The sequence below is a fragment of the Burkholderia sp. NLJ2 genome, from assembly GCF_049487195.1.
Taxonomy (GTDB): Bacteria; Pseudomonadota; Gammaproteobacteria; order Burkholderiales; family Burkholderiaceae; genus Burkholderia; species Burkholderia pyrrocinia.
This window is the reverse complement of sequence record NZ_CP137808.1, coordinates 2017748-2042280: the sequence shown is the minus strand read 5'-3', so window position 1 is coordinate 2042280 and position 24533 is coordinate 2017748. Positions and strand designations below refer to the sequence as shown.

Here is a 24533-nt window from a genome sequence, read left to right as displayed (position 1 = left end):
ACGCACGCCGGCCACGGCCCGCACGATCGATTCATTCGAAGAGCAGGATGAGGAGGCAACATGCAACGTGACGTGGTGGTGGTGAGCGGCGTGCGTACCGCGGTCGGCGATTTCGGCGGCAGCCTGAAGGACATCGCGCCGACCGAACTTGGCGCGCAAGTCGTGCGCGAAGTGCTGCAGCGTGCGCAGGTGTCGGGCGACGAGGTCGGCCATGTAGTGTTCGGCAACGTCGTGCACACGGAGCCGAAGGACATGTATCTCGCACGCGTCGCCGCGATCAACGGCGGCGTCGCGCAGCACGCGCCGGCGCTCACGGTCAACCGGCTGTGCGGTTCGGGATTGCAGGCGATCGTGTCGGCCGCGCAGGGCGTGCTGCTCGGCGATGCGGACATCGCGATCGCGGGCGGCGCGGAGAACATGAGCCGCGCGCCGTATTCGATCCCGGCCGCGCGCTTCGGGCAGCGCATGGGCGACATGCGCGCGGTCGACATGATGGTCGGCGCGCTGAACGATCCGTTCCAGACGATCCACATGGGCGTGACGGCCGAGAACGTCGCCGCGAAGTACGGCATTTCACGCGACGCGCAGGACGCGCTCGCGCTCGAATCGCATCGTCGCGCATCGCACGCGGCGAAGGCCGGCTACTTCAAGGACCAGATCCTGCCGGTCGAACTGATCGGCTCGAAGAAGGGCACGCCGGTCGTGTTCGATCACGACGAGCACGTGCGCCACGACGCGAGCCTGGACGACTTCTCGAAGCTGCGACCCGTGTTCGTGAAGGAGAACGGCACGGTGACGGCCGGCAATGCGTCGGGCATCAACGACGCGGCGGCCGCGGTGCTGCTGATGGAGCGCGGCGTCGCCGAGAGGCGCGGCGCAAAGCCGCTCGCGCGCCTCGTCGCGTATGCGCATGCGGGCGTCGATCCGGCCTACATGGGAATCGGTCCCGTACCGGCCACGCAGAAGGTGCTCGAGCGCGCGGGGCTGACGGTTGCGGACCTAGACGTGATCGAGGCGAACGAGGCATTTGCCGCGCAGGCATGCGCGGTGACGAAGGCGCTGGGTCTCGACCCGGCAAAGGTGAATCCGAACGGGTCCGGCATTTCGCTCGGCCACCCGATCGGCGCGACGGGCGCGCTGATCACCGTCAAGGCGCTGTACGAGTTGCAGCGCATCGGCGGCCGATACGCGCTCGTGACGATGTGCATCGGCGGCGGGCAGGGCATCGCCGCGATTTTCGAGCGAATCTGAAGCAAGGAGCAACGCAAGGTGGGTCGATATTCGGAATGGCAACGGGCGCTCGTCGTCGTATGCGCGCTGGCGGCGGGCATCGCGCTGCCGGGCGCGGTTGCGGCGCAGGCCGTCGCGCCGGGCGCGCAACAGGATGAAGCGGCACCCGCTCGGCCGCTGCGGCCGAATCCCGAATTCGCCCGCCTGCCGCGCTACGAAGGCACGCTCGGCGACCGGCCGATCGTCGTGCATCTCGGCCCGAAGAAGGACGAGGAAGGCGTGCACGGCGAATACCAGTTCGCCGATACGGGTGAGGTCGTCCTGCTCGCGGGCGATCGCGATGGCGATACGCTCGAAATCGAGGAATCGAACGACGGCACGAACATCACCGGCGTGTGGGTCGGCCGCTTCGACGCGACGGGCGACCTGAAGGCCGACCGGATGAACTCGGACGAATCGGATCCGCAGCCCGTCGTGCTGCGCCTGGCGCCGGGCAAACGTGCGGCGCTGCAGGTGCGCGACGGCCGCGTGCGGGAAATCGAGACGGTGAGCGGCGTCGTCAACCTGCGCACCGACGACTGAGCCCGCGCTGGCTCGGCGTGCGCGGCGCGCATTGTACCGGGCCAAATACGCCGATTTTGGCTAATCTAGCGACATCTTCCGCAACCGAACGGCCTTGTGCCCGGCTTCCTGTCATGACTGCATCCACTCCCAAGCGCGCGCTGCAAACCCGCATCGTTCAACCCGACGACGTCATCCCGGAAGGCTTCCGTTCGTTCGTGCCGCCGGTCGCGCGTGCGTCGACGGTCGTGTTCCCCGATCTCGCGACGATGCGCGCGCTCGTCTGGCACAACGACAACCAGTGGCGCTACGGGCTGCATGCGACGCCGACGTCGCTCGCGCTCGCGCAGCGGCTCGCCGAGATCGAGGGCGGCACGCACGCGCTGCTGCAGCCGTCGGGTCTCGCGGCGATCATGAACGTCTACTTCGGCATCGTGAAAGCCGGCGACGACGTGCTGATTCCGCACAACGTGTACGGGCCGAACGCCGATTTCGGCAACTGGCTCGCGAAGGATTTCGGGATCACCGTGCGCTTCTACGATCCGCTCGTCGGCGCCGGCATCGCCGATCTGATCCAGCCGAACACGCGGCTGATCTGGATCGAGGCGCCCGGCTCGGTGACGATGGAAGTGCCCGATGTGCAGGCGATCACGGCGGCCGCGAAGGCGCGCGGCATCGTCACCGCGATCGACAACACCTTCTCGGCCGGGCTCGCGTTCAAGCCGTTCGAGCACGGCGTCGATATCTCGGTGCAGGCGCTGACCAAGTACCAGTCGGGCGGCAGCGATGTGCTGATGGGCGCGACGATCACCGCGAACGCCGAACTGCACGCGAAGCTGAAGCTTGCGCGGATGCGCTGCGGGATCGGCGTGTCGGTCGACGATTGCTCGCTCGTGCTGCGCAGCCTGCCGAGCATGCAGGTGCGCTTCGATGCGCACAGCAAGAGCGCGCTCGCGCTCGCGCAATGGCTGAAGGCGCGCCCGGAGATCGCGGCGGTGCTGCACCCGCAGATTGCCGACTGCCCGGGGCACGCGTCATTCGTGCGCGACTTCACGGGCGCGGGCGGGCTGTTCTCGGTGGTGTTCGACGCGCGCTACAGCGCGGAGCAGATCGACCGCTTCGTCGAGTCGCTCGAACTGTTCGCGATCGGCTGGAGCTGGGGCGGCGCGTGCAGCCTCGCCATGCCTTACGACGTCGCGTCGATGCGCCCGGACTGGCCGCATCGCGGCACGCTGGTGCGTTTCTATGTCGGTCTCGAGGACGAAACCGACCTGCGCGCCGACATCGAGCGCGCGATGCAGGCCGTACTCGGCTGATCGCAGGCCGATAAGGTCCCGCGGAAAAACGAAACGCCGGCGCGATGCAACATCGCGCCGGCGTTTTTCATTCGAGGTCGCGCGGGATCAGAACAGCCGCAGCAGCCCGTCGAGGCCGACGTGATCAAACGCGACCGTCGCCGCGTCGCGCACGACGGGCTTTGCGTGGAATGCGACCGACAGCCCGGCTTCGGCCATCATCTTCAGGTCGTTCGACCCGTCGCCCATCGCGATCGCGCGGCTCGACTCGAGGCCGAGCGACGCGCACGTGTCGCGCAGCAGGCGCGCCTTCACGTCCGCGTTGACGATCTCGCCGAGCACCTTGCCGGTCAGCTTGCCGTCGACGATCTCGAGCGTGTTCGCATGCGCGTAGTCGAGGCCGAGGCGCGCCTTCAGCCGCTCGGTGAAGAACGTGAAGCCGCCCGACACGAGCAGCGTCTTCATGCCGGCCGCCTTCACGCCGGCCAGCATCGTCTCGGCGCCCGGCGACAGTTGCAGCCGTTCCTCGTACACGCGCTCGAGTGCCTGCGCGTCGAGCCCGGCCAGCAGCGCGACGCGGCGCGTGAGGCTTTCGTTGAAGTCGCGGATCTCGCCGCGCATCGACGCTTCGGTGATCTCGGCGACCTGCGTCTTGAGCCCGCAGAAATCGGCGATCTCGTCGATGCATTCGATCGTGATCAGCGTCGAATCCATGTCCATCACGACGAGCCCGAAATCGCCGAGCGTGCGGCCGGCCTCGACGAACGCGAAGTCGAGTGCGTGCGTGCCGCAGTACGCGTCGATGTCGAGACGCTGCGCCGGGTTCGCGTTTTCGATGCGCAGCGCGTGATCGTCGGTTTGCACGATGCGGGTGCCGCGCGACAACGCGAGCAGCGGTTTGTGATGGGCGTCCGACAGCGGCGCAAGACTCTGGATGACGAGGTTGTGGGTCATGGCGGGATGATTGGGATGCGAATGAAATGCATGCGCGGCCAATGGGCGGCCGCCTGCGGACGCGGGCCCCGTTCGGTGCGGGCCGTTGCGTCGCGAACGCGCCATTGTAGCCGGTTGGCCGGGCCGGGCGGTCGCGGCAGGTACGAATCCTGAGGCCGGACTCGAACCGGTACGCCCGCGGCGCGAGCCGAGCGCCGGCACCTATCGCTCGTCCGCGCGGTCCCAGTACGGCGGGTCGCCGAAATGCTCGGCCAGGAACGCGATGAACGCGAGCGTCTTCAGCGGCACGTGCGCGCGGCTCGGATAGACGGCCCAGATCGCGACGTCGTCGGCGAACGGATAGTCGTCGAGCACCGTGACGAGCGCGCCGCTCGCGAGCAGCGGGCCGACGTCCCAGGTCGACTTGATCGCGATCCCGAAGCCGTCGACGAGCGCTTCGCGGATCGCCTCGCCGTTGCTCGCGACGAGCCGGCCGCCGACCCGCACGGTCAGCGGGCCTTGCGGCGTGGCGAACGACCAGTCGCGCTGGTCGCCGAGGATCACGCACTCGTGCTGCGCGAGGTCGGCCGGATGGCGCGGCGTGCCGTGCTCGGCGAGATACGCGGGCGAGCAGCACAGCACGCGGCGGTTCACGGCGAGCTTGCGCGCGACGAGCGTCGAATCCTTCAGCGCGCCGAGGCGGATCGCGACGTCGTAGCCGTCGTCGACGAGATCGACGATCTCGTCGGACAGCCGCAAGTCGAGCGACACGGAGGGGTAGCGACGCAGGAACGCGGGAATCACCGGCGCAACATGCTGGCGGCCGAACGACGACGACATCGACACCTTCAGCCGCCCGTACGGCTCGCTGCGGCCGCGGCCGACCGACGCGCGCGCGGCGTCGGCGGCCGACAGCAGCGCGTCGGCGCGCGCCATGAAGATCTCGCCGTCCTGCGTGAGGCTGATGCGGCGCGTGGTGCGGTGCAACAGCCGCGCGCCGAGCTGGCGCTCGAGTTGCGCGATGCGCGCGCTCGCGACCGCGGCCGACACGCCGAATTCGCGCCCTGCCGCGGTGACGTTCGCGAGCAGCGCCGCACGCACGAACAGCGCGACGTCGAGCAGGTCGAGCGGCTTGTCGGGTGCCGGAATCGGATCGGACGCCATTATTCTGAAATTCCTGAAAATGTTTCAGGAAATATAGCGGTTTTCTCGAAGGATCGGGTTGCCTACCATGACGTTCATGGGGCTGCGCCGCGGCCCGTCCGGTTTCCCTGAAAGGAGTTTCGTGATGAAAGCCGTTGGACTGACCCGTTATCTGCCGATTGACGACCCGCAGGCCTTGCTCGACGTGGAACTGCCGCAGCCCGCGCCGGGGCCGCGCGACCTGCTCGTGAAGGTCGAGGCCGTTTCCGTGAACCCGGTGGACACCAAGGTGCGTGCACCGAAGCCGCAGGTCGAGGAGACGCCGCGCGTGCTCGGTTGGGATGCCGCCGGCACGGTCGTCGCGGTCGGCGCCGAGGTCACGCTGTTCCGGCCCGGCGACGAAGTGTTCTACGCGGGCAGCATCACGCGGCCCGGCGCGAACAGCGAATTCCATGCGGTCGACGAGCGGATCGCCGCGCTGAAGCCGCGCACGCTCGACTTTGCCGCGGCCGCCGCGCTGCCGCTCACCGCGCTGACCGCGTGGGAAGCGCTGTTCGACCGGCTGCGTGTGTCGCCGCAGGGCGCGGACGCCGGCAAGTCGGTGCTGGTCGTCGGCGGCGCGGGCGGCGTGGGCTCGATCGCGATCCAGCTCGCGAAGACGCTCGGCAAGCTGCACGTGATCGCGACCGCGTCGCGGCCGGCGTCGGCCGAATGGGTGCGCTCGCTCGGCGCGGATGCAGTGGTCGACCATTTCGGCGACCTGCCTGCGCAGTTGCGCGAGGCCGGGCATCCGAACGTCGACTACGTGCTGATCTTCAACGACACGGATCGCCATTTCCCAGCCGCCGCGGAAGTAATCCGGCCGCAGGGCGGTATTTGCACGATCGTCGAGAACGAGAAGCCGGTGCCGGTCGAACTGCTGAAGGCGAAGAGCGCCGCGTTTCACTGGGAATTCATGTTCACGCGCGCGATGTTCGAGACGCCGGACATGATCGAGCAGCACAAGATCCTCGGCGAGGTCGCGCGGCTCGTCGACAGCGGCACGCTGCGCACGACGCTCGGCGAACAGCTCGGCGCAATCAATGCCGCGAACGTGCGCCGCGCGCACCAGTTGCTCGAAGCCGGGCGTACGATCGGCAAGCTCGTGCTGAGCGGTTTCTGAGCCGGCAGCGCGCGTAGGGTTGCAGCGCCGCGAACGCAAGCGGGGTAACACCCGATGCGTTTGCGGCGCATTGCATGCCGCTTGGCGGTAGACTGGCAACGCATCATGCATCGAAAACCGCGCGGCACGCGCGTGCCGCCGCATTACAAGGAGGTCAGCATGAGCCAACGCAGCTTGTCAGTCGCCGCATCGTGGTCGGCCGTGTTCGCGGCCGCGTGCGTCAGCGCGAGCGTATTCGCGGCGCCGCCGGTCAAGGGCAGCCTGAAGGGCGGCGGTACGGGACAGCTCGAATACACCGTCAAGGTCGACTCGAAGACCTTCGGCAATACGCAGGAGACCCGCAAGATCCGCTCGGGCGAGACGGACGACTTCAACTGGAAGTCGGTGCCACCGAGCGGCGCGGTCGCGATGCCGGGCGGTTGCCCGAACGCAGACAATCTGCCGCGCGACGAGAACGGCGCGATGGTGCGCCAGACTCAGGTGCGGCTCGCGCCGTCGGTCGACGCGAAGGGGATCGCCAACGTGCAGTTGAGTTTCCAGGCGGCCGCACCGAAGGGCACGCGCAACGTGACGGCGGGCGGCAAGTCGCTGCAGTGCCCGGACGTCGTGTCGGTGAGCCAGGTGAAGTGGGTGTCGATTCCGACCAACGGCGGATCGAAGTCCGTGACGATGAGCGACGGCACGAAGGTGACGGTGTCGATCAAGCGTTGAGCGGCGCGCGCGGGCCGGCGTTTCGTCCGGTGCGCGCGCAACGGATTCGGCTGGCTGACGAGCAGGGCGGCACGTGAGCGTTTCGTGTCGCCGTCACGATGCTTTCCCGAGACCTGCTTCGCGGTACAGTGCCGCGGCGACGGCATTGCAACCGTTCGCCGTGCGTCGGCGCGGCGTGACGTCATGCGGATGTCACGTTATGCTCCGCCACATCATCACCTTCCCGTAACGACATCCCGATGAAATTCCGAATGCGCATGCTGCTGTCGGCCGCTGCGTTCGTCTGCGCGCATGCGCAGGCGGCCGACGATTGCAGTTTCGTGAAGAAGGTCGAGCTGCCGTCGCGGCAGCAGGTGGTGGTCGTGTCGAGCGGCGCGCTCGAACCGTGCTCGACCGGCAGCTATGCGGTGCGCGTGTATTCGACCGCGCATGCCGCACCCGGCTTCGAGACCGACGATTACGTGACCGGTGCGTTGCATGCGCGCGATGGCACGGTTACCGATGCGTACACGGCAGATCTCGGCATGCGGGCGCCGCAGGCGCTCGTCGTGACGACGCGCTCGGCCGGCAGCGGCGGTTATGTCGGCGCGCACGCCTATGTGACGACACCGCGTGCGGTGCGGCTCGTCGCGTCGGTCGACGGGCTCGCGCCCGACGCGGACATCGCGGCCGCGTTGCGGAAGGCGATCGGCAAGCGCCGCGGCGCGCGCTGACCGCGTACCGCGCGAATGCGCCGCGCGGCACAGCCGCGTGTCAGTGCGCGCGCTCTTCGAGCCGCGACGCGAGAAAGCGGTGATCGGCCGAGAACAGCCGGCGATAGGTCATCAGCACCGCGCCGACGGTGCCGAGCGCGGACGCCGCGGCAATCAGGAACATGATCACGATCTGGTAGCGCACGGCCTGCAGCGGCGACTGGCCGGCCAGCACCTGGCCCGTCATCATCCCCGGCAGGCTCACGACGCCGACGACGGCCATCTGGTTCAGTGTCGGCAGCATGCCCGCGCGCACGGCCTGGCGCGCAGCGTCCTGCGCGGCTTCCCAGCGTGTTCCGCCCAGCGCGAGCACGGTCTCGACTCGGTCGCGGCGTGCCGTGAGTTCCTCCATCATCCGCTCGACGCCGAGCGACACGCCCGTCAGCGTATTGCCGAGAATCATCCCGAGGATCGGGATCGCGTATTGCGGCGCGTACCACGGATGGATGCGGATCACGACGAACAGGCCGACCGCCGCGACGAACCAGCTGCTGAACCAGATCGACGCGATGCTGTCGATGCGCTGGCCGCTATACGTGCGCTTGCCGCGTCCCGCACCGGCGAAACCGGCGATCAACGTCATCAGCGCGGTGAGCGGCAGCACGACATACCAGTGCGGATGGCCGAACACCCAGCCGAGCACGTAGCCGATCGCGAGCAACTGCACGACGGTGCGCACCGCCGCGAGCGCGAGCTTGCGGCCGAGGCCGAGCGACAGTGCCGCCGAGATCCCGCCGTTGACGGCGACGAGCGCGGCGGCGATGCCGACGTCGACGAGGCTCAGGTCCTGCAGTGCCGGGCTCATTGCGCAGCCTCCGCCGGATTGGCAACGTGCAGCACGCCGGCCTGCATCACGAGCCGCATCGTGCCGATCCGCGCGGCCTGAGCCGGGTCGTGCGAGATCCACATGTACGCGCGTGCGTCGGACGCCGCATCGAACCACGCACCGACGAGCGCTTCGATCGCGCGCGCCGATTCGGGATCGAGCGCCGAGGTCGGTTCGTCGAGCAGCAGCACGTCGGGATCGAGCTGCAGCACGCGCAGCAGCGCGGCGATCTGCGCTTCGCCGCCAGACAGGTCGCTCGCGCGCTTGTCGAGAAAGTCGGGGCCGCGGCCGGCGCGCGCGGCGAGCGCTTCGGCGCGCGCGCGATCGAACGCGACGTCGCGATAGATCGCGAGCGAATACGGATAGCGCAGTTGCGATTCGACGGTGCCGTCCATCTGCGCGGGACGCTGGCGCACGTACGCGACGCTGCGCCGGTAGTGCGGAATCGCGCTGCGCCGGATCCGGCTGCCGCGCCACAGGATGTGGCCGCCGTCGATCGGATCGAGCAGCGCGAGCGCGCGCAGCAACACGCTCTTGCCCGACCCGGATGGTCCCGTGATGGCAATTCGCGATCCTGCTGCGAGGCTGAAATCGGTCGGGGCGAGCAGGGTCTTGCCGCTGCTGGCGTCGCGCCGCGTGATGCGCTGCGCATCGATGAGGCCGGTGGGGGCTGTCATGTCACAAATGAAAAAAAGCGTTAATGGCGCCAAAACGTCACTACGGCGTGCGTCATAATACCGATTGAAAAGCCGCGGGTGTCGTGCGCCGTTCGTCCACGCAAGCGGCCCGGCATGATGCGGCAACACTTCAGAACAACAACGGAACCGCCATGACGCTAACCCGAGCCATCGGCAAATCGGCTGCATGGATCGTCGGTATCGTCGCGGTGCTCATCGCGGCGGCCGGCGTCTTTCTTTTCACGTTCGACTGGAACCGCGCAAAGCCGTGGGTCAACGAACAGGTGAGTGCGGCACTCGGCCGCCCGTTCGCGATCAACGGTGACCTGAAGGTCGGCTGGCGTCGCCCCGACGGCGAGACCGGCTGGCGCGCCTGGGTGCCCTGGCCGAGCTTTTCGGCCACGCAGCTCGAGATCGGCAATCCCGACTGGGCGAAGGTGCCCAAGTTCGTCACGCTCGATGCCGCGCATTTCGATCTCGCGATCCTGCCGCTGCTCGCGCATGAAATCGTCATTCCGTCGATCGACGTCGTGAATCCCGCCGTCGACCTCGAGCGGCTCGCCGACGGCCGCAACACGTGGACCTTCCAGTTCAAGCAATCGTCGCAGCCGTCGCCGTGGAAGGTGCGGCTCGACAGCTTCGGCTTCGCGAAGGGCACCGTCACGTATCGCGACGCGATCACGAAGGCCGACCTGAGCGTCGCGATCGATACGCTCGGGCAGCCGATTCCGCTCGGCGACGTGCTGAAGGAACAGGAACAGACGTCGCGCGCGGCGTCCGCGCAGCGCGTCGGCAAGCATGGCGCCGCGCAGTTGAGCGCGAAAGCCAACGCGGAAGCCGCGTCAAGTGCGTCGAGCGCGTCGGTTGCGGAGGCGGCGAGTGCGGCGTCGGCGTCGGGCGCTTCGGCTGCGTCCGCGTCTTCTGCTTCTTCCTCCGCTTCCGCATCGGCTGCTGCCGCGTCCGGCGCAAGCGGCGCCGCGGCGCCCGCGAAGCCGTCCGGCCCGACCTATGCATTCGGGCTGAAGGTCGACGGCCGCTACAAGAACGTGCCGATCAGCGGTACCGGCAAGCTCGGCGGCGTGCTCGCGATCCAGGACGCGTCGCGGCCGTTCCCGCTGCAGGCCGACGTGAAGGCCGGCGACACGCGGCTCGCGATCGTCGGCACGCTGACCGATCCGATGCATCTCGCGGCGATCGACCTGCGGCTGTGGCTGCAGGGCACGTCGATGTCGCACCTTTACCAGCTCACCGGCATCACGCTGCCCGACACGCCGCCTTACGCGACCGAAGGGCGGCTGATCGGCAACTTCAAGCGGCGCGCGAGCACGTTCCGCTACGAGAACTTCAACGGCCGCGTTGGCGGCAGCGATCTCGGCGGCACGCTGGTGTACGAGCAGCGCGAGCCGCGGCCGAAGCTGTCGGGCGAGCTCGTGTCGAACCTGCTGCAGTTCTCCGATCTCGCGCCGGTGATCGGTGCGGATACGGCCGCAAGCAAGGCCAAGCGCGGCGACACGACGCGCCAGCCGCCGGGCCGCGTGCTGCCGGTCGAGACGTTCCGTACCGATCGCTGGCGCGAGATCGACGCGGACGTCAAGTTCACGGGCCGCAAGCTGATCAAGAGTTCGAACCTGCCGATCACGAACCTGTACACGCACATCGTGATGCAGGACGGCGTGCTGTCGCTCGAGCCGCTGCAGTTCGGCGTCGCCGGCGGCACGCTCGCGACGACCGCGCATCTCGACGGCAGCGGCGCGCCGCTGAAGGGCCGCTTCACGGTGGCCGCGCGGCACCTGAAGCTCAAGCAACTGTTCCCGACGCAGAAGGTCATGCAGTCGGCGCTCGGCGAGATCAACGGCGACGCGTCGCTGTCGGCGACCGGCAACTCGCCGGCCGCGCTGGCCGCGACGTCGACCGGCGAAGTGAAGGCGCTCGTCACGGACGGCCGCATCAGCCGCCTGCTGATGGAAGCGGCGGGGCTGAACGTTGCGAACGTCGTGTACGAGAAGCTGTTCGGCAACAACGACGTGAAGATCAACTGCGCGGCGATCGACTTCGTCGCGACCAACGGCACTCTCGACCCGAAGGTATTCGCGCTCGATACCGACGACGCGCTGATCAACGTCGACGGCCCGATCAGCCTGCGCGACGAGACGCTCGACCTGAAGATCCATCCGCATACGAAGGGTTTCCGGATCTTCTCGCTGCGCTCGCCGCTGTATGCGAAGGGCACGTTCAAGAACCCGAACGTCGGCGTCGATGCGGGTGCGCTCGCGCTGCGTGCCGGCGCGATGATCGGGCTCGGGCTGATCAACCCGTTCGCGGCGCTGATCCCGCTGATCGCGCCGAGCAACAACCGGGACGTGCCGTGCTCGGAACTGTTCGGGCAGATGAACGCGAAGGCGGCGCAGCGGGTGGCCGCGAAGGCCGGCAAGTGATGCGTGCGCTCGTCGCAAGGCGAGCGCTACGCAGCCTCGCCGCACGCCGCGCGTGCGCGCAACGGCCAGCCGTCCGGTCGCACCGATCCGGCGACCGTTGCGACCGGCAGCGGCGCGTCAGCGGCCCGCGCGCGCCCAGAGCAGCACGGCGTCGACTTCCCGGCCGTCGATCCGCGCCGGCGCGGCGGTGCCGAGTTGCAGGCGATCGCCGTCAAGCATGACGACCCGCTGCTGCACGTTGCCGATCCAGTTCGGGTACAGGCTGACGTCCATTTCGTGGGTCAGCGTGCCCTCGTCGTCGACGCGAAAGGGGCCGGAATAGGCGATGTAGCCGCGGGCGGCGCTCGCGCGCTCGTCGGCGGTGCCGCCGTGCAGGTCGCCGTCCGCGTAGGGCGGCCGACCGGCGGCCATCAGCTGGGCGGACATGTAGCCGTCCGGTGTGTAGAGAATCCAGCCGCGCACGTCGCGGCCGAGCGGATAGGCGACCGCGCTGCCGTCGCGCGGGCGCACTTCGTAGGACACGAGGCGCCATGCGCCGACGAGTTGTTCGCGAAGCTGGCTGGCAAGCATGCGGGATTCCGGTAAGACGGCAGTGGGGCGCGCGCCGTCGTGTTGGCGGGCCGCCGGGCGGCGGACCAGGGGTCGGAATGCGCTGCCGGAACGGCATGGTCGGCAGTTTCTCCGACACCTGCTAAAATACACGGTTTTCCGTCGATTTATCCTTTAACGGGACCTGCCGTGCTTTCTACTGCCAACATCACGATGCAATTCGGGCCAAAGCCCCTGTTCGAGAACATCTCGGTCAAATTCGGCGAGGGCAACCGCTATGGTCTGATCGGCGCGAACGGCTGTGGCAAGTCGACGTTCATGAAGATTCTCGGCAGCGACCTCGAGCCGAGCGCCGGCAACGTCGCGCTGGAGCCGAACGTCCGTCTCGGCAAGCTGCGCCAGGACCAGTTCGCGTACGAAGACGTGCGCGTGCTCGACGTCGTGATGATGGGCCACACCGAGATGTGGGCCGCAATGACCGAGCGCGACGCGATCTACGCGAACCCGGAAGCCACCGACGACGACTACATGCACGCGGCCGAGCTCGAGGGCAAGTTCGCCGAATACGGCGGCTACGACGCCGAGGCGCGCGCGGGCGCGCTGCTGCTCGGCATCGGCATCGAGGAGAAGTTCCATAGCGGCACGATGAGCGACGTCGCGCCGGGCTGGAAGCTGCGCGTGCTGCTCGCGCAGGCGCTGTTCTCGAAGCCCGACGTGCTGCTGCTCGACGAACCGACCAACAACCTCGACATCAACTCGATCCGTTGGCTCGAACAGACGCTCAACGAGTACAACTCGACGATGATCATCATTTCGCACGATCGTCACTTTTTGAACTCGGTGTGCACGCACATGGCCGACATGGACTTCGGCACGCTGAAGGTCTGGCCGGGCAACTACGACGACTACATGCTCGCATCGGCGCAGGCGCGCGAGCGCCAGGCCGCGGCGAACACGCGCGCGAAGGAGCGTGTGGCCGAACTGCAGGACTTCGTGCGCCGCTTCTCGGCGAACAAGTCGAAGGCCCGCCAGGCGACGAGCCGCGCGAAGCAGATCGACAAGATCAAGATCGAGGAATTCAAGCCGTCGTCGCGCCAGAACCCGTTCATCCGCTTCGAGTTCGAGAAGAAGCTGCACAACGTCGCGGTGGTCGCCGAGGACATCACGAAGAAGTACGAGCGCACGATCTTCCAGAACTTCAACCTGTCGGTGCAGCCGGGCGAGCGGATCGCGATCATCGGCGAGAACGGCGCGGGCAAGACGACGCTGCTGCGCTCGCTGCTCGGCGCGCTCGCGCTCGAACACGGCACGGTGAAGTGGTCCGAGAACGCGAACGTCGGCTACATGCCGCAGGACACGTACGAGGAGTTCCCGAACGACATCACGCTAATGGACTGGATCGACCAGTACCGCAAGGATGGCGACGACGAAACGATGGTGCGCGGCACGCTGGGCCGCCTGCTGTTCTCGTCGGACGACATCCGGAAGTCGGTGAAGGTGCTGTCGGGCGGCGAGAAGGGCCGCATGATCTGGGGCAAGCTGATGCTCGGCCGCCACAACGTGCTGCTGATGGACGAGCCGACCAACCACATGGACATGGAATCGATCGAGTCGCTGCAGATCGCGCTCGAGCAGTTCGAAGGCACGCTGATCTTCGTGTCGCACGACCGCGAATTCGTGAGCGGGCTGGCGAACCGGATCATCGAAGTGCGGACGGACAGTACGCTGTTCGACTTCGGCGGCAATTACGAGGAATTCCTGACGAGTCAGGGGCAGGAGTAATTGTCCTGAGGCTTCCGTTCATGTGTCGCGGCTAGACAATATGAAGCCAGGCACATAGAGCGAAGCCGTGAGAAACGCATCAGGCCCGCATCGACAGCAATGTCGATGCGGGCTTTTTCATTTCCGCCCCCGGCCAGCCCGACAGCGTCGCGCATTCCAGTTTCCTCCGATCAATCGACTTCGGGTAAATTACCCTCCGAACACCAATCCCCATACCCGATCCCGACCCGGAGCCGCCCCTCGATGCAGGACCATCCTCTCCCGCTCGACCTGTCCGGCCTTGCGCCAAGCCTGTACGCGCAGGGCACCGAGGAAAGCATCCTCGCGAGGCTGATGGAGCGGATCGCGCCCACGAATCGCTTCTGCGTCGACATCGGCGCGAGCGACGGCCTGCGCAACAGCAACACCGCGCGGCTGTTGCGCGAACAGGATTGGGCGGGCGTGCTGGTGGAAGGCAGCGCATACCGGTTCGGCAAGCTTGCCGCGCACTACGCAGGTGCAGAGCGCGTCCGGCTGCATCACGACCGCGCCCAGCCCGACACGATCGACGAGTTGCTCGCCGATGCGAACACGCCGGCCGACTTCGATCTGCTGTCGATCGATATCGACGGAAACGACTATTGGGTCTGGCGCGGCCTGCAAGCGTTCAATCCGCGCATCGTCGTGATCGAATACAACCCGTACTACACGCCGCCCGAACGCTGGGTCATGTGCTTCAATCCGGACCACGAATGGGACGGATCGACCTATTACGGCGCGAGCCTCGAATCGCTCGTTCATCTCGGCAGGCAGAAGGGCTATGAGCTCGTCTGCTGCGACGACATGGGCAACAACGCATTCTTCGTGCGGCAGGACCTGTACCCGCAGCTCGGCATTGAGAACAACGATCCGTCGGTGTTGTTTCGGCCGGCGATGTACAAGCTGCGCTACGTCGGGCACAACACGTTCCTGAGCGGCCATCCGTATCGGCACGGGCCGGCCGAGCACATCTGAATGGACGAGCGCGCCGTCACCTTCGACGCAATCCGCGACGCCTACGCGCTCGGCCAAAGCGGGCCGCCGCGGCAGGTCGGCGAGCGCGTGTGGCATCTGCCGACCGGCGACGGCGGCGTGGCGGTCAAGCTCTATGCGCCGGAGCATCATGCGCGCGCGGCCAAGGAAGCTGCCGTACTCGCGCATTTCGAAACGCACGGCGATGCCCGCTTCCGTGTCCAGACGCTGGAACGCACGACGGCCGGCGAACCGCTGTGGACGGGCACCGGCGCGCACGCGATGCTGACGCGCTGGGAAGCGGGGCAGTTCAGAACCTACGATACGTTTTCGCCGGCGGAATGGGATGCACTCGGCGCGAGTCTGGCGGCGTTGCACCTGAGCCTCGAGCGGCTTCATCTGCCGTCGCTCGACACGATCCGCGCGCGGCTGACCGAGATCGACGCGGACGCGGTGCGCCGCAACCTGCACGATGCGCTGGATCGCGCGCGTTCGCACGACGGCGCCGCGAACCTGCGCCGCTATGTCGAGCTCGCGCTGCGCATGATCGACCGCTACTATCCGGGCAGCGTCGAAGCGTTTCCCGCCGACGATCCGCAGCACCCGATCCACAACGACTACAACCAGTTCAACTACCTGTTCGCGGATGCGGGCACGCCGCCGCTCATCCTCGACTGGGAAGCGTCGATCGGCGCGCCGCGCGAATACGAGCTGGTGCGTTGCCTGAATCATCTGCCGCTGGAGGCACCCCCGCTTGCGGAAGCATTCGTACGCGCATATCGGCAGGTCCGGCCGGTGAATCCCGCGCGCATCGCATGGGCCGTCGATGCCGCGTGTCTGCAGCACGCGCTCAAGCTGTGGGTCGTGCAAGGCTGGTTCGACGATCAGGCGCGCTTCGCCGCGCACCTGAACGGGGCGGTGACGATGGCGTCCGCGATGGTGGACGCGCGCGGCCGTCTCGTCGATTTCTTTTCCCGTTGCGTGGAAGCAGGAAACTGATGTGAATGCGAATCTGAACCGGGCCACGAACCCGCTGCCATCCGGCGAGCGGAAACATGTCTTCCCGCCGCCGCTGGATCGCGACTATCGCGTCGAAGACGGGCGCGTCCGGACGCGTTCGCTGGAAGCGCATATCGTCGATCACTGCAACCTGACCTGCGCGGAATGCTGCTCGCTGTCGCCGCTCCTGCCCGAGTGGCATGCGAGCCCCGATTCGCTCGAAGCCGACCTGCGCACGGCTGCGAAGGTGCTGAGCCCGCGCATGTTCAAGCTGGTCGGCGGCGAACCGCTGCTGCATCCGGCGCTCGTCGAGCTGATCGAACGCGTGCGCGCCACGGGCATCGCACCCGTGATATCGGTCACGACAAACGGGCTGAAGCTCGGCGAGATGCCGGACGCGTTCTGGCAGGCGGTCGATGCGCTGACGATCTCGCGCTACCCGAAGCCGTCGCTTTCGCCGGACCTGATCGCGCATGTCGAGCACCAGGCGGCGCGCTTCGATGTCCGCCTGAACTGGAAGGTGCAGGACGTGTTCACGACGATGAATCGCGCACAGCCCGGCACGGACCGCGACGACGCGCAGCGCCTCTATCGCGATTGCTGGATCCGCGAGCGCTGCCATATGATTCGCGACGGCATGTTCTACACGTGTACGCGTCCCGCGCATTTCCATACGCTGTACAAGGGCGAGAAGGATTTTCAATCCGACGGCCTGCCGTTGCGCGACGACGCAGGCATGCTCGACGCGATGCTCGCCTATCTGCAACGCGAGGCGCCGCTCGAAGCGTGCCTGCATTGCCAGGGCGGCAGCGCGCCGGTGGCGCCGCATCGCATCCTCAAACGTATTGAAGTGGACACCTTGAAGGCTCGTTATCCATGATCGTCGGCACGCGCGACCCGTTCGGTTTCGATCGTCTGCACTACCATCCGCGCAGCGGCGTGTCGGCGTCCGGCATCCGGGCCGTACTGCATGCGTCGGGGCAACCGGCCGGCGCGCCGGATACGGTCGCCATCGCGGGCTACCTGAGCGGCGAGCGTCCCGTCGGTCGCACCGTGCTGCGCGACGTGCTGGCGGTGCCGCCCGGCCATGCGCTGATCCGGTCGCCGCAAGGGTTCGCGGTGCAGCCTGCGCCGGAACGGCCGCAGCGCGGCGATCTGGAAACCGTGCTGCGCGCGTCGCTGCAACGCGCGCTCGACAGCGGCAAGCGCGTCGCGCTGGCGCTGAGCGGCGGGCTCGATTCGGCGCTGCTGCTCGCGTTGCTGCGCGAACTCGGCGCGCAGCGGCACGTGACGTCCTACATCCTCGCGACCGACATGCCGGACTATTGCGAACGCGATGCGGCACTCGAACTGGCCGCGCAGATGCAGGCGACGGTGAAGATCGTGCGCGCGAACGAGGCCGATTTCGTGGCCGCGCTGCCGAGAACGACCCATGCGGTCGAGGAGCCGATGTTCAACCTGCATCCGGTCGCGAAGCTGCTCCTGGCCGAGGCGATGGCCGCCGACGGCGTCGAGGTGGCCATCACCGGCGACGGCGCAGACCAGGTGCTGCGCCGCGACCGGTCGGCCAACTACCTGCCGCTGTGCCATGCGTTGTTCGATGCGGCGTCGGTCGATCTGCATCCGCCGTTTGTCGACGCCGCCGTCGTCGCGCATCTGACGAGCATCGAACCCGACCTGAACAAACAATGCCTGCGCGATCTCGGTGCGCGTCTGAACCTGCCGGACCGTCTCGTGCATGGCCCCAAGCGCGGGCGGCTCGCGCCGGCGATGGACCTCGCGACACTGCTCGATCGCGACCGCACGCGCGCGCTCGCCGACACGCTCGGTCTTGCCGCGCCCACGCTGCAGGCGGATACCGAACGCGTGCTGTGGGCGACGCTGACGCTGCTCCTCGATCATCTCGACCACTTCCACTTCGATGCCGCGCATCGCCCAACCTGAGCCGCTCATGAAACGCATCCTGTTCTGCGTGGTGCCCGAAAAAGGGCACGTCAATCCGTGCATCGGCCCGGCCCAGCATCTGCGCGCCGCCGGCTGCGACGTCGCGTTCTACGCGCCGGCCGACATCAGCGCGCAACTCGACGGCGCCGGCGACTTCGCGTTCGTCGGGCCGCGCGAGACGCCCGAACGCCACGACCTGTCGCGCGGCGCGAGCTTCGCCGCGAACATTCGCGACGCCGACTGGCTGCGACACTGGATCCGCACGCTGCTGATCGACCTCGCACCCGCGCAGGTGGACGGCATCCGCGCGGTGCTGCGCGAATGGCAGCCCGACGTGGTCGTGATCGATCCGCTGCTCTATGCGGCGGCGATTGCCGCCGAGCTGGAAGGGCTGCCGTGGGTGTCGATGTCCAATTCGCTGAATCCGGTGCTGCCGGACGATCTCGATTCGGAACTGTTGCGCACGGTGCGCTGGCTTGCGCCGGAACGCACGCGCCTGTTCGCGCGCTACGGTCTCGACGCGCGCTTTCGCGGTTGCGACATCCTGTCGCCGCATCTGACGCTCGCGTTCACGACCGACGCGCTGGTCGGCGCGCCGCCGCCGGGTGTCGAGCTGGTCGGCCCCGCGCTGCCGTCCGGCCCGCGCGGCGACGAGACGCCGTTCCCGTGGGAACGCCTCGACGCGGATCGCCCGCTCGTCTACATGTCGCTCGGCAGCCAGCTTTACTACCACCCGGACGTGTTCGCGAAGGTCATCGACGCGACGCGCGCGACGTCGGCGCAACTGGTGCTGTCGGTGGGCGAACTGGTCGATTCGGATCTGCTGCCGGCCGATGACGAGCGCGTCGTCGCGGTGCGTTATGTGCCACAACTGGCGCTGCTGCGGCGCACGCACGCGTTCGTCAGCCACGGCGGCGCGAATTCGGTGATGGAGTCGCTCGCGTGCGGCGTGCCGATGCTGCTGTCGCCGTTCTGCAACGACCAGTTCCATTCGGCGCACTTCGTCGAGCGGGCCGGCGCCGGGTGCGTGCTGGATCTGCAGCAGGCCGGCGTCGCTGGCATTACCGCTGCGCTCGAACGCCTGTTGCGTCCCGGCCCGCTGCGCGAGCACGCGGCGCGAATCCGTGCGAGCTACACGCTCGATGGCTCGGCGCAGGCCGCCCGCCTGATCAGCGAACTCGCTTCAGGAAGCCGCCTGGCGACAGCGTCATGAGCACGCGATCCTCGATGTCCTCGTCGACGTCGAACCGGTCGTCGCGGGCGAGAAATTCGCGCGCGGCCGTTGCCGGGTTGTTGCCTTTGCCGTACGGCTTGCCGTCGAACATCGATGCCGGCAGATACTCCATGATGGTGTCCATCACGATTACGTAGCTTCCGGGCGTGACGAGGGACGCATAGCATTCGAGTTCGCGCAGCACGTGTGCGTGCGTATGCGTGAGATCGAGGATCGCCATCACGCGCGCGCCGTCGCCGATCTGTGCGCGCACCGACGCGAGCGTGTCGGCCGCGCACGATTCGCCTTCGATCAGCACCATGCGATGGGCAAGCCGGTGCGATTGCAGACGCTGCCTGACTGCGTCGCGCAGGCGCGGATCGATCGCGACGACGCGGCCGCGATCGCCCGCCAATTCCAGCATCGACGCGGAGAACACGACGCCACCGCCCGCCGCGATGCCGGTCTGCACGATGCAGTCGGGGCGCTCGCGCCAGATCAGTTCCTGGAGCGCGAGCATGTCGCCGGGCAGATGGAAGAAGCGCTCGCCGAGCCAGCGCGTCTGGAACAGATGGTCGAATTCGGCAGCGCGCGTCAGCCATTCGATGTTGATGTCCCGCATGCGGGCCGAAGGACGCTCTGACATGGTCAATGCAACGAGTAGGAGTGACGTGAAAACGCTGGAACCCTGGCTTCGCCGGCACTGGAACCTCGGGCCGGCGCGCCTGCAGGCGCTGTCGTCGGGCCATACTAACAAAACGTATCTCGTCGAGTGCGATTCGGAGCGCGTGGTGCTGCGCGTGTCGTGGTCCGGCAAGCTGGTCGAGCAGGTGCATCGCGAGGCGTCGATACTCGGCGATCTCGGCCGTTCGCGCACGGCGCCGATGCTGCCCGCGCTGCCGCGACTGCGGCCGACAGTAGATGCGCAATCCGGTGTGCAGGTGCCCGATGGAAGCTGGCTGCACCTGTTCGAGCATATCGACGGCAGCCCCGGCCTGCCCGACGATGCGCAAGCGGGCGCGATCGATGCGATGCGCGCGCTCGCGCATCTGCATGCGGCGCTGGCGGCGATCCCCGTGAGCGAATCCGCGCCGATGGCCTGGTTGGCGGCGCGCCATGCGCGTGTGTCGGCGCGCGCGATGCCGTCGTTGCCGGGCGACTTGAATAGCCATTACGACACGGTGATCCGGCGGATCGGCATGCATCTCGCCGCCGCGGCACGCTGGTTGACGGGGCCGGTGCATTGGCTGCACGGCGACTATCACGCGGGCAACCTGCTGTACGTGGGGCGTGCGGTGAGCGGTGTGCTCGATTTCGACGATGTCGGGCAGGGTGCGCAGTGGCTCGAGGCGGCCTTTGCGCTGTTCGCGCTGTCGCGCGATGCGGGCAGGGACGATCGCTTCGTCTTCGACGCGCCGCGCTGGGAGGCCGGCCTGCAAGCCTATGCAGCGACGCGACCCGATGCTGCGCCGGACTGGATGCGCGCGAATCGCGATGCGTTGATGGCGCTGTTCTGCGTGGACCAGACGCTGATCCATCTCGAAGCCGCGCAGCGCGGCCTGTGGATGCCGGGGCCCGGCATCGGATTTCTCGGTGGCTGGCGGCAATTGCTGGACGGCGCGGCGCCCTGAAGCTGGCCGGCCGCCGCGTCAGTTCTGTCGATTCAGGAACAGGCGCACGGCTTCGACCGTATTGGGCCGCGCGTCTCCATGCCGCGATCCGTCGTGCATGCAGAACAGCACGTCCTGGTGCCGTGCCGCGCTGTCGGCGACATGCGCGCGCATCGCGTCGAACAGTACCTCGGGCGCCGGCGCCGGCCGCTGCCAGTCGTCCAGTATCGCGGTCCAGCCCGTGTGTTCGCGCTGCAGGCGCGCGAGCACGCCGGCGCGATTGTCCTGCGGTACCAGCCCGTAAGGCAGGCGCAGCGGGATCGCGTCGGGCGCGGGCATGCCGGCCCGGCGATACGCGTCGCGAATCAGCGCGTCGGTCGCATCGATTTCGGCGATCAGCACGTCGTCCGCCAGTGCGCCCGGCCTCGCATGCGAATGCGTGTGATTGCCGAGTCGATGGCCTTCGCGCGCCATTCGCGTCGCGATGTCGAGCGCGCCCGCCAGGTTCTTGCCGAGCAGGAAGAACGTCGCTGCGCACGACGCGGCACGCAGGACATCGAGCAAGGCTGGCGTCGACGGGCCGGGTCCGTCGTCGAAACTGAGGTGAATTGACATCGCGGGTGGGCGCGTCGTTGAAGGTATACAGGACAGGAGAAACGATAGCGCAAGTTGCGCTGGGCGGCTGCCAGCGAATCGACCGCGCCGGTTACTGACGCGGCTCGATGGCCAGCGGACAGGTGCCGACCGGACGCAGCCGCGTGCCGGTCCATTCGTAGAAGAACCGGGCCGCCTTTGCGTTGTGGTCGTCGCAATCGTCGTTGAAGCAGCCCGCGACGATCAGCAGCCTGCTGCCGGTGCGGAAATCGACGCGTTCGTCGTCGTTGCCCATCACGCCCGCGACGGCGTTCACGCCGGGCATCGTGTACGTCGCGCCCGTGTACTTGTCGACGATCGTGAAGTTCCGGCAATCCGTTCCGCAGCCCCAGATCGCGACGCGATAGTGGCCGGCAAAATTGGCCGGTTGCGTGAACGCGTCGCGAATGACGGTGCGGTACAGGCGGGATTCCCTGGTGGTCAGCCTGGGCGATGTGGCCGGCTTGGGCGGCGCACTCGCGGCGCGTGCCGGGTAGCGGTCGAACGACGGCGACGGACACGCGGCGGCAGTGGTTGCTGCGGGCGGGGGCGCCGCATGGGCCGCGCCAAAACCGGCAATCAGTGCGGCCGATGCGCCGGCGATCAGCGGAAATCGATGGGCGAGCGCCACGCGAGCATCCTTCAGGTTCGAGGTGAGTTCGGGCCGGATGATCCGAACGGTCGGCGACGACGATTCTATGACGCTTCGCGCGTGCCGGCGCAGGGAGCGGTGCTGATGCACCGTACCCCGCCAGCCCGTCCGGCTGTTACCTCCGCATCGACGAAAAGATCGTCGCGCAAAGCGGTGCCGCGACCCGCGCGCGGTTCGATATGCGGCTCAATCGGCCAGCCGCTTGTCCGCGAGCGCCTTGCAGCAGTCTTCGTACACCCATTGCACGAGTTTCGCGCGATAGTCGAGATCGTCGGTATCGACGATTTCCTCGACCGCGTCGCGTGCCCACGACGCGTCGACGAACCCGGCGTGGCGCTTCGCGATGTCCTGCGCGAGCGCCGCGAGCTTGGCGACCGCGAGCCAGTCGGCCTGACGGTGATGGCGGTCGAGCCAGCGGTGCGCGGCCTGGACCTGGAACGTGGCGTCCGGCCACGATTCGTTGAGGTAAAACGCGCCGAGATTGCCGCAGGTAAGCCAGCAAAGCAGCTCCAGGCGGTCTTGCGAGCCGAGGGTATGGGAGGCGTCGGACATGGCAGGGCTCACGAAATGCATCGATTCCGGGCGGCGCCGGTCGCAATGGGCCGGTGCCGATAATAAAAACATAGCACGATGCGGGCCCGACCGCGCACCCGGGCGGATGCTGACATGGCGGCGGCGAAACGGACGTGGCACCGGCGTTCGCGGTCGACCGCGGAGCGCGGATGCGGCAGAGGCCGGAGTCCTTTCGAATGGCTGTCAATCGTCACACCAGTCGACCGCAACGCTCGTTAGAATGTCGGCTTCCCGCGAAGCATCGGGCTGGAGCAGGTGCTGAAGCAGCGACTCCAGCGGACCTGAGCGTCAAGGCGCCAACCCGGATCAACAGGAGACGGAACACGATGAAAATCTACGACCAGTTCTATATCGACGGCGCGTGGCGCAAACCGGCCGGAACCGGCACGATCGACGTGATCGACTCGGGCACCGAGGCCGTGATCGGCCGGATTCCGGAGGGCATCGCATCCGACGCGCAGGATGCGATCCGCGCGGCGCGCGCGGCCTTCGACGCATGGGCAGCGACGCCGGCCGCGACGCGCGCGGGTTACCTGCGCAAGATCGTCGAGCGTCTGCAGGCGCGCAGCGAGGAACTCGCGCAGTCGATCACGGGCGAAGTCGGGATGCCGATCAAGCTGTCGCGCGCGATCCAGGTCGGCGGCCCGATCTACAACTGGAAGGCGTACGCGAAGCTCGCCGAGTCGTTCGAATTCGAGGCACAGGTCGGCAACTCGCTCGTGGTGCGCGAGCCGGTCGGCGTCGTTGCGGCAATCACGCCGTGGAACTACCCGCTCAACCAGGTCACGCTGAAGGTCGCGCCGGCGCTCGCGGCCGGCTGCACGGTCGTCCTGAAGCCGTCCGAAGTCGCGCCGCTCAACGCGTTCATGCTCGCCGAAGCGATTCACGAAGCCGGCCTGCCGGCCGGCGTGTTCAACCTCGTGTGCGGCTACGGCCCGGTCGTCGGCGAGGTGCTGGCCACCGATCCGGACGTCGACATGGTGTCGTTCACGGGCTCGACGCGTGCCGGCAAGCGCGTGGCCGAGCTGGCGGCCGCGGGCGTCAAGCGCGTCGCGCTCGAGCTGGGCGGCAAGTCGGCATCGGTGATCCTCGACGATGCCGATTTCGCAACGGCGGTGAAGGGCACGGTCAACGCGTGCTACCTGAACGCGGGGCAGACCTGCTCGGCGCACACGCGGATGCTGGTGCCGGAAGCGCGCTACGAAGAAGCGCGCGAGATCGCGAAGGCCGCGGCCGAAACGTACGTCGCGGGCGATCCGCGGCAGGACGCAACGCGACTCGGCGCGCTCGCGTCGGCCGTGCAGCAGCAGCGCGTGCAGGCGTACATCCAGCGCGGGATCGATGAAGGCGCGGAACTCGTGACGGGCGGCACGGGCCTGCCGGAAGGGCTCGCGAAGGGCTTCTTCGTGAAGCCGACCGTGTTCGGCCGGGTCGATCCGAAATCGACGATCGCGCAGGAAGAGATCTTCGGGCCGGTGCTGTCGATCATCACGTATCGCGACGAAGACGAAGCCGTGCGGATCGCGAACGATTCGCCGTACGGGCTCGGCGGCGCGGTATGGGCCGGCAGCGACGAACGCGCGATGAGCGTCGCGCGCCGCATCCGCACGGGGCAGGTCGACATCAACGGCGGCACGTGGAACGGCGCCGCGCCGTTCGGCGGCTACAAGCAGTCGGGGCACGGCCGCGAGAACGGCGTGTACGGGCTCGAAGAGTATCTCGAGTACAAGTCGATGCAGTTGAAGCCAGCGAAACCGGCCTGAGCGCTTCGCGCCGCATGAACCGGAAACGGCACGCTCGCGTGCCGTTTTTTTATTGACGGCCGTCAAGGTGCGCGGCGGTGGATCGTCGATCATCGCGGTT

24 protein-coding genes are annotated in these 24533 nt (G+C 67.7%); 15 read left to right on the top strand and 9 right to left on the bottom strand.

The window, feature by feature from the left end; genetic code table 11:
• The first annotated feature begins 60 nt into the window (after window positions 1-60).
• From bktB to R9B84_RS09335, 3 genes are all read left to right on the top strand, one after another.
• Window positions 61-1251, top strand: a complete 1191-nt coding sequence (gene bktB / locus R9B84_RS09345; RefSeq protein WP_423757769.1) for a beta-ketothiolase BktB — start codon at window positions 61-63, stop codon at window positions 1249-1251.
• 18 nt (window positions 1252-1269) lie between these two features.
• Window positions 1270-1812: a hypothetical protein gene (locus R9B84_RS09340; RefSeq protein WP_423757768.1), complete on the top strand. Its 543-nt coding sequence runs from the start codon at window positions 1270-1272 to the stop codon at window positions 1810-1812.
• A 113-nt stretch (window positions 1813-1925) separates the two neighbouring features.
• A complete protein-coding gene (locus R9B84_RS09335) occupies window positions 1926-3107 on the top strand; it encodes a cystathionine beta-lyase (protein ID WP_423757767.1) in 1182 nt (393 codons plus the stop codon).
• 87 nt (window positions 3108-3194) lie between these two features.
• Here the strand turns inward: R9B84_RS09335 and serB are convergent, their stop codons facing one another.
• Window positions 3195-4040, bottom strand: a complete 846-nt coding sequence (gene serB, locus R9B84_RS09330) for a phosphoserine phosphatase SerB (RefSeq protein WP_423757766.1) — start codon at window positions 4038-4040, stop codon at window positions 3195-3197.
• Window positions 4041-4241: 201 nt separating this feature from the next.
• Window positions 4242-5183 carry a LysR family transcriptional regulator gene (locus R9B84_RS09325; RefSeq protein ID WP_423757765.1) on the bottom strand — a complete coding sequence of 314 codons (942 nt, stop codon included), beginning with the start codon at window positions 5181-5183 and terminating at the stop codon, window positions 4242-4244.
• A gap of 124 nt (window positions 5184-5307) precedes the next feature.
• Here R9B84_RS09325 and R9B84_RS09320 point away from each other — a divergent pair, with 124 nt between their 5' ends.
• From R9B84_RS09320 to R9B84_RS09310, 3 genes are all read left to right on the top strand, one after another.
• A complete protein-coding gene (locus tag R9B84_RS09320) occupies window positions 5308-6324 on the top strand; it encodes a zinc-binding alcohol dehydrogenase family protein (RefSeq protein WP_423757764.1) in 1017 nt (338 codons plus the stop codon).
• Between the two features lie 159 nt (window positions 6325-6483).
• Window positions 6484-7035 carry a DUF6013 family protein gene (locus R9B84_RS09315; protein WP_423757763.1) on the top strand — a complete coding sequence of 184 codons (552 nt, stop codon included), beginning with the start codon at window positions 6484-6486 and terminating at the stop codon, window positions 7033-7035.
• A gap of 239 nt (window positions 7036-7274) precedes the next feature.
• Window positions 7275-7748, top strand: a complete 474-nt coding sequence (locus R9B84_RS09310; protein WP_423757762.1) for a PliI family lysozyme inhibitor of I-type lysozyme — start codon at window positions 7275-7277, stop codon at window positions 7746-7748.
• Between the two features lie 40 nt (window positions 7749-7788).
• Here R9B84_RS09310 and R9B84_RS09305 read toward each other — a convergent pair whose 3' ends face one another.
• Both R9B84_RS09305 and R9B84_RS09300 read right to left on the bottom strand, forming a co-directional pair.
• Window positions 7789-8592: an ABC transporter permease gene (locus R9B84_RS09305; protein WP_423757761.1), complete on the bottom strand. Its 804-nt coding sequence runs from the start codon at window positions 8590-8592 to the stop codon at window positions 7789-7791.
• Window positions 8589-9290, bottom strand: coding sequence for an ABC transporter ATP-binding protein (locus R9B84_RS09300; RefSeq protein WP_423757760.1), 702 nt, complete (start codon window positions 9288-9290; stop codon window positions 8589-8591). Before R9B84_RS09300 ends, R9B84_RS09305 begins: the two co-directional genes overlap by 4 nt.
• A 152-nt stretch (window positions 9291-9442) precedes the next feature.
• Here R9B84_RS09300 and R9B84_RS09295 point away from each other — a divergent pair, with 152 nt between their 5' ends.
• Window positions 9443-11725 carry an AsmA family protein gene (locus tag R9B84_RS09295; RefSeq protein WP_423757759.1) on the top strand — a complete coding sequence of 761 codons (2283 nt, stop codon included), beginning with the start codon at window positions 9443-9445 and terminating at the stop codon, window positions 11723-11725.
• Window positions 11726-11842: 117 nt separating this feature from the next.
• Here R9B84_RS09295 and R9B84_RS09290 read toward each other — a convergent pair whose 3' ends face one another.
• Window positions 11843-12295 carry a lipocalin-like domain-containing protein gene (locus tag R9B84_RS09290; RefSeq protein WP_423757758.1) on the bottom strand — a complete coding sequence of 151 codons (453 nt, stop codon included), beginning with the start codon at window positions 12293-12295 and terminating at the stop codon, window positions 11843-11845.
• A gap of 168 nt (window positions 12296-12463) precedes the next feature.
• On the opposite strand from R9B84_RS09290, the gene R9B84_RS09285 reads away from it, so the two are divergent.
• The 6 genes from R9B84_RS09285 to R9B84_RS09260 all read left to right on the top strand — a co-directional run bounded on the left by R9B84_RS09285 (window position 12464) and on the right by R9B84_RS09260 (window position 19202).
• A complete protein-coding gene (locus R9B84_RS09285) occupies window positions 12464-14056 on the top strand; it encodes an ABC-F family ATPase (protein ID WP_423757757.1) in 1593 nt (530 codons plus the stop codon).
• Window positions 14057-14299: 243 nt separating this feature from the next.
• Window positions 14300-15049, top strand: coding sequence for an FkbM family methyltransferase (locus R9B84_RS09280; RefSeq protein ID WP_423757756.1), 750 nt, complete (start codon window positions 14300-14302; stop codon window positions 15047-15049).
• Entirely contained in the window at window positions 15050-16045 is a 996-nt protein-coding gene (locus R9B84_RS09275; protein ID WP_423757755.1) for a phosphotransferase enzyme family protein, read from the top strand.
• A gap of 1 nt (window position 16046) precedes the next feature.
• The gene (locus tag R9B84_RS09270) at window positions 16047-16925 is read left to right on the top strand and encodes a 4Fe-4S cluster-binding domain-containing protein (RefSeq protein WP_423757754.1); all 879 of its coding nucleotides are present in this window, start codon (window positions 16047-16049) and stop codon (window positions 16923-16925) included.
• Window positions 16922-17989 carry an asparagine synthase-related protein gene (locus R9B84_RS09265; RefSeq protein WP_423757753.1) on the top strand — a complete coding sequence of 356 codons (1068 nt, stop codon included), beginning with the start codon at window positions 16922-16924 and terminating at the stop codon, window positions 17987-17989. Before R9B84_RS09270 ends, R9B84_RS09265 begins: the two co-directional genes overlap by 4 nt.
• 7 nt (window positions 17990-17996) lie before the next feature.
• Complete coding sequence (locus R9B84_RS09260; protein WP_047900800.1) at window positions 17997-19202, top strand: glycosyltransferase; 1206 nt, start codon at window positions 17997-17999, stop codon at window positions 19200-19202.
• Here R9B84_RS09260 and R9B84_RS09255 read toward each other — a convergent pair.
• Window positions 19159-19848 carry a cephalosporin hydroxylase family protein gene (locus tag R9B84_RS09255; RefSeq protein WP_423757752.1) on the bottom strand — a complete coding sequence of 230 codons (690 nt, stop codon included), beginning with the start codon at window positions 19846-19848 and terminating at the stop codon, window positions 19159-19161. The genes R9B84_RS09260 and R9B84_RS09255 overlap by 44 nt on opposite strands.
• Here R9B84_RS09255 and R9B84_RS09250 point away from each other — a divergent pair.
• Window positions 19847-20833, top strand: coding sequence for a phosphotransferase (locus R9B84_RS09250; RefSeq protein WP_423757751.1), 987 nt, complete (start codon window positions 19847-19849; stop codon window positions 20831-20833). The genes R9B84_RS09255 and R9B84_RS09250 overlap by 2 nt on opposite strands.
• Window positions 20834-20851: 18 nt before the next feature.
• On the opposite strand, the gene R9B84_RS09245 is transcribed toward R9B84_RS09250, so the two are convergent.
• From R9B84_RS09245 to R9B84_RS09235, 3 genes are all read right to left on the bottom strand, one after another.
• On the bottom strand, window positions 20852-21427 hold the full coding sequence (locus tag R9B84_RS09245; protein WP_423757750.1) for a polysaccharide deacetylase family protein: 576 nt from the start codon (window positions 21425-21427) through the stop codon (window positions 20852-20854).
• Window positions 21428-21518: 91 nt separating this feature from the next.
• Window positions 21519-22076: a hypothetical protein gene (locus tag R9B84_RS09240; RefSeq protein WP_423757749.1), complete on the bottom strand. Its 558-nt coding sequence runs from the start codon at window positions 22074-22076 to the stop codon at window positions 21519-21521.
• Window positions 22077-22283: 207 nt separating this feature from the next.
• The gene (locus R9B84_RS09235) at window positions 22284-22649 is read right to left on the bottom strand and encodes a hypothetical protein (RefSeq protein WP_047900785.1); all 366 of its coding nucleotides are present in this window, start codon (window positions 22647-22649) and stop codon (window positions 22284-22286) included.
• 347 nt (window positions 22650-22996) lie between these two features.
• On the opposite strand from R9B84_RS09235, the gene R9B84_RS09230 reads away from it, so the two are divergent.
• Window positions 22997-24433 (top strand): aldehyde dehydrogenase family protein, encoded by a 1437-nt coding sequence (locus R9B84_RS09230; RefSeq protein ID WP_423757748.1) that lies wholly within the window; start codon window positions 22997-22999, stop codon window positions 24431-24433.
• Window positions 24434-24533: the final 100 nt, after the last annotated feature.

What these genes read in the sequence shown, in the direction of transcription:
- bktB (WP_423757769.1), top strand. Translation starts at nt 61, where the DNA reads ATGCAACGTGACGTGGTGGTGGTGAGCGGCGTGCGTACCGCGGTCGGC.
- R9B84_RS09335 (WP_423757767.1), top strand. Translation starts at nt 1,926, where the DNA reads ATGACTGCATCCACTCCCAAGCGCGCGCTGCAAACCCGCATCGTTCAA.
- serB (WP_423757766.1), bottom strand. Translation starts at nt 4,040, where the DNA reads ATGACCCACAACCTCGTCATCCAGAGTCTTGCGCCGCTGTCGGACGCC.
- R9B84_RS09325 (WP_423757765.1), bottom strand. Translation starts at nt 5,183, where the DNA reads ATGGCGTCCGATCCGATTCCGGCACCCGACAAGCCGCTCGACCTGCTC.
- R9B84_RS09320 (WP_423757764.1), top strand. Translation starts at nt 5,308, where the DNA reads ATGAAAGCCGTTGGACTGACCCGTTATCTGCCGATTGACGACCCGCAG.
- R9B84_RS09315 (WP_423757763.1), top strand. Translation starts at nt 6,484, where the DNA reads ATGAGCCAACGCAGCTTGTCAGTCGCCGCATCGTGGTCGGCCGTGTTC.
- R9B84_RS09310 (WP_423757762.1), top strand. Translation starts at nt 7,275, where the DNA reads ATGAAATTCCGAATGCGCATGCTGCTGTCGGCCGCTGCGTTCGTCTGC.
- R9B84_RS09305 (WP_423757761.1), bottom strand. Translation starts at nt 8,592, where the DNA reads ATGAGCCCGGCACTGCAGGACCTGAGCCTCGTCGACGTCGGCATCGCC.
- R9B84_RS09300 (WP_423757760.1), bottom strand. Translation starts at nt 9,290, where the DNA reads ATGACAGCCCCCACCGGCCTCATCGATGCGCAGCGCATCACGCGGCGC.
- R9B84_RS09295 (WP_423757759.1), top strand. Translation starts at nt 9,443, where the DNA reads ATGACGCTAACCCGAGCCATCGGCAAATCGGCTGCATGGATCGTCGGT.
- R9B84_RS09290 (WP_423757758.1), bottom strand. Translation starts at nt 12,295, where the DNA reads ATGCTTGCCAGCCAGCTTCGCGAACAACTCGTCGGCGCATGGCGCCTC.
- R9B84_RS09280 (WP_423757756.1), top strand. Translation starts at nt 14,300, where the DNA reads ATGCAGGACCATCCTCTCCCGCTCGACCTGTCCGGCCTTGCGCCAAGC.
- R9B84_RS09275 (WP_423757755.1), top strand. Translation starts at nt 15,050, where the DNA reads ATGGACGAGCGCGCCGTCACCTTCGACGCAATCCGCGACGCCTACGCG.
- R9B84_RS09265 (WP_423757753.1), top strand. Translation starts at nt 16,922, where the DNA reads ATGATCGTCGGCACGCGCGACCCGTTCGGTTTCGATCGTCTGCACTAC.
- R9B84_RS09260 (WP_047900800.1), top strand. Translation starts at nt 17,997, where the DNA reads ATGAAACGCATCCTGTTCTGCGTGGTGCCCGAAAAAGGGCACGTCAAT.
- R9B84_RS09250 (WP_423757751.1), top strand. Translation starts at nt 19,847, where the DNA reads ATGGTCAATGCAACGAGTAGGAGTGACGTGAAAACGCTGGAACCCTGG.
- R9B84_RS09255 (WP_423757752.1), bottom strand. Translation starts at nt 19,848, where the DNA reads ATGTCAGAGCGTCCTTCGGCCCGCATGCGGGACATCAACATCGAATGG.
- R9B84_RS09245 (WP_423757750.1), bottom strand. Translation starts at nt 21,427, where the DNA reads ATGTCAATTCACCTCAGTTTCGACGACGGACCCGGCCCGTCGACGCCA.
- R9B84_RS09235 (WP_047900785.1), bottom strand. Translation starts at nt 22,649, where the DNA reads ATGTCCGACGCCTCCCATACCCTCGGCTCGCAAGACCGCCTGGAGCTG.
- R9B84_RS09230 (WP_423757748.1), top strand. Translation starts at nt 22,997, where the DNA reads ATGAAAATCTACGACCAGTTCTATATCGACGGCGCGTGGCGCAAACCG.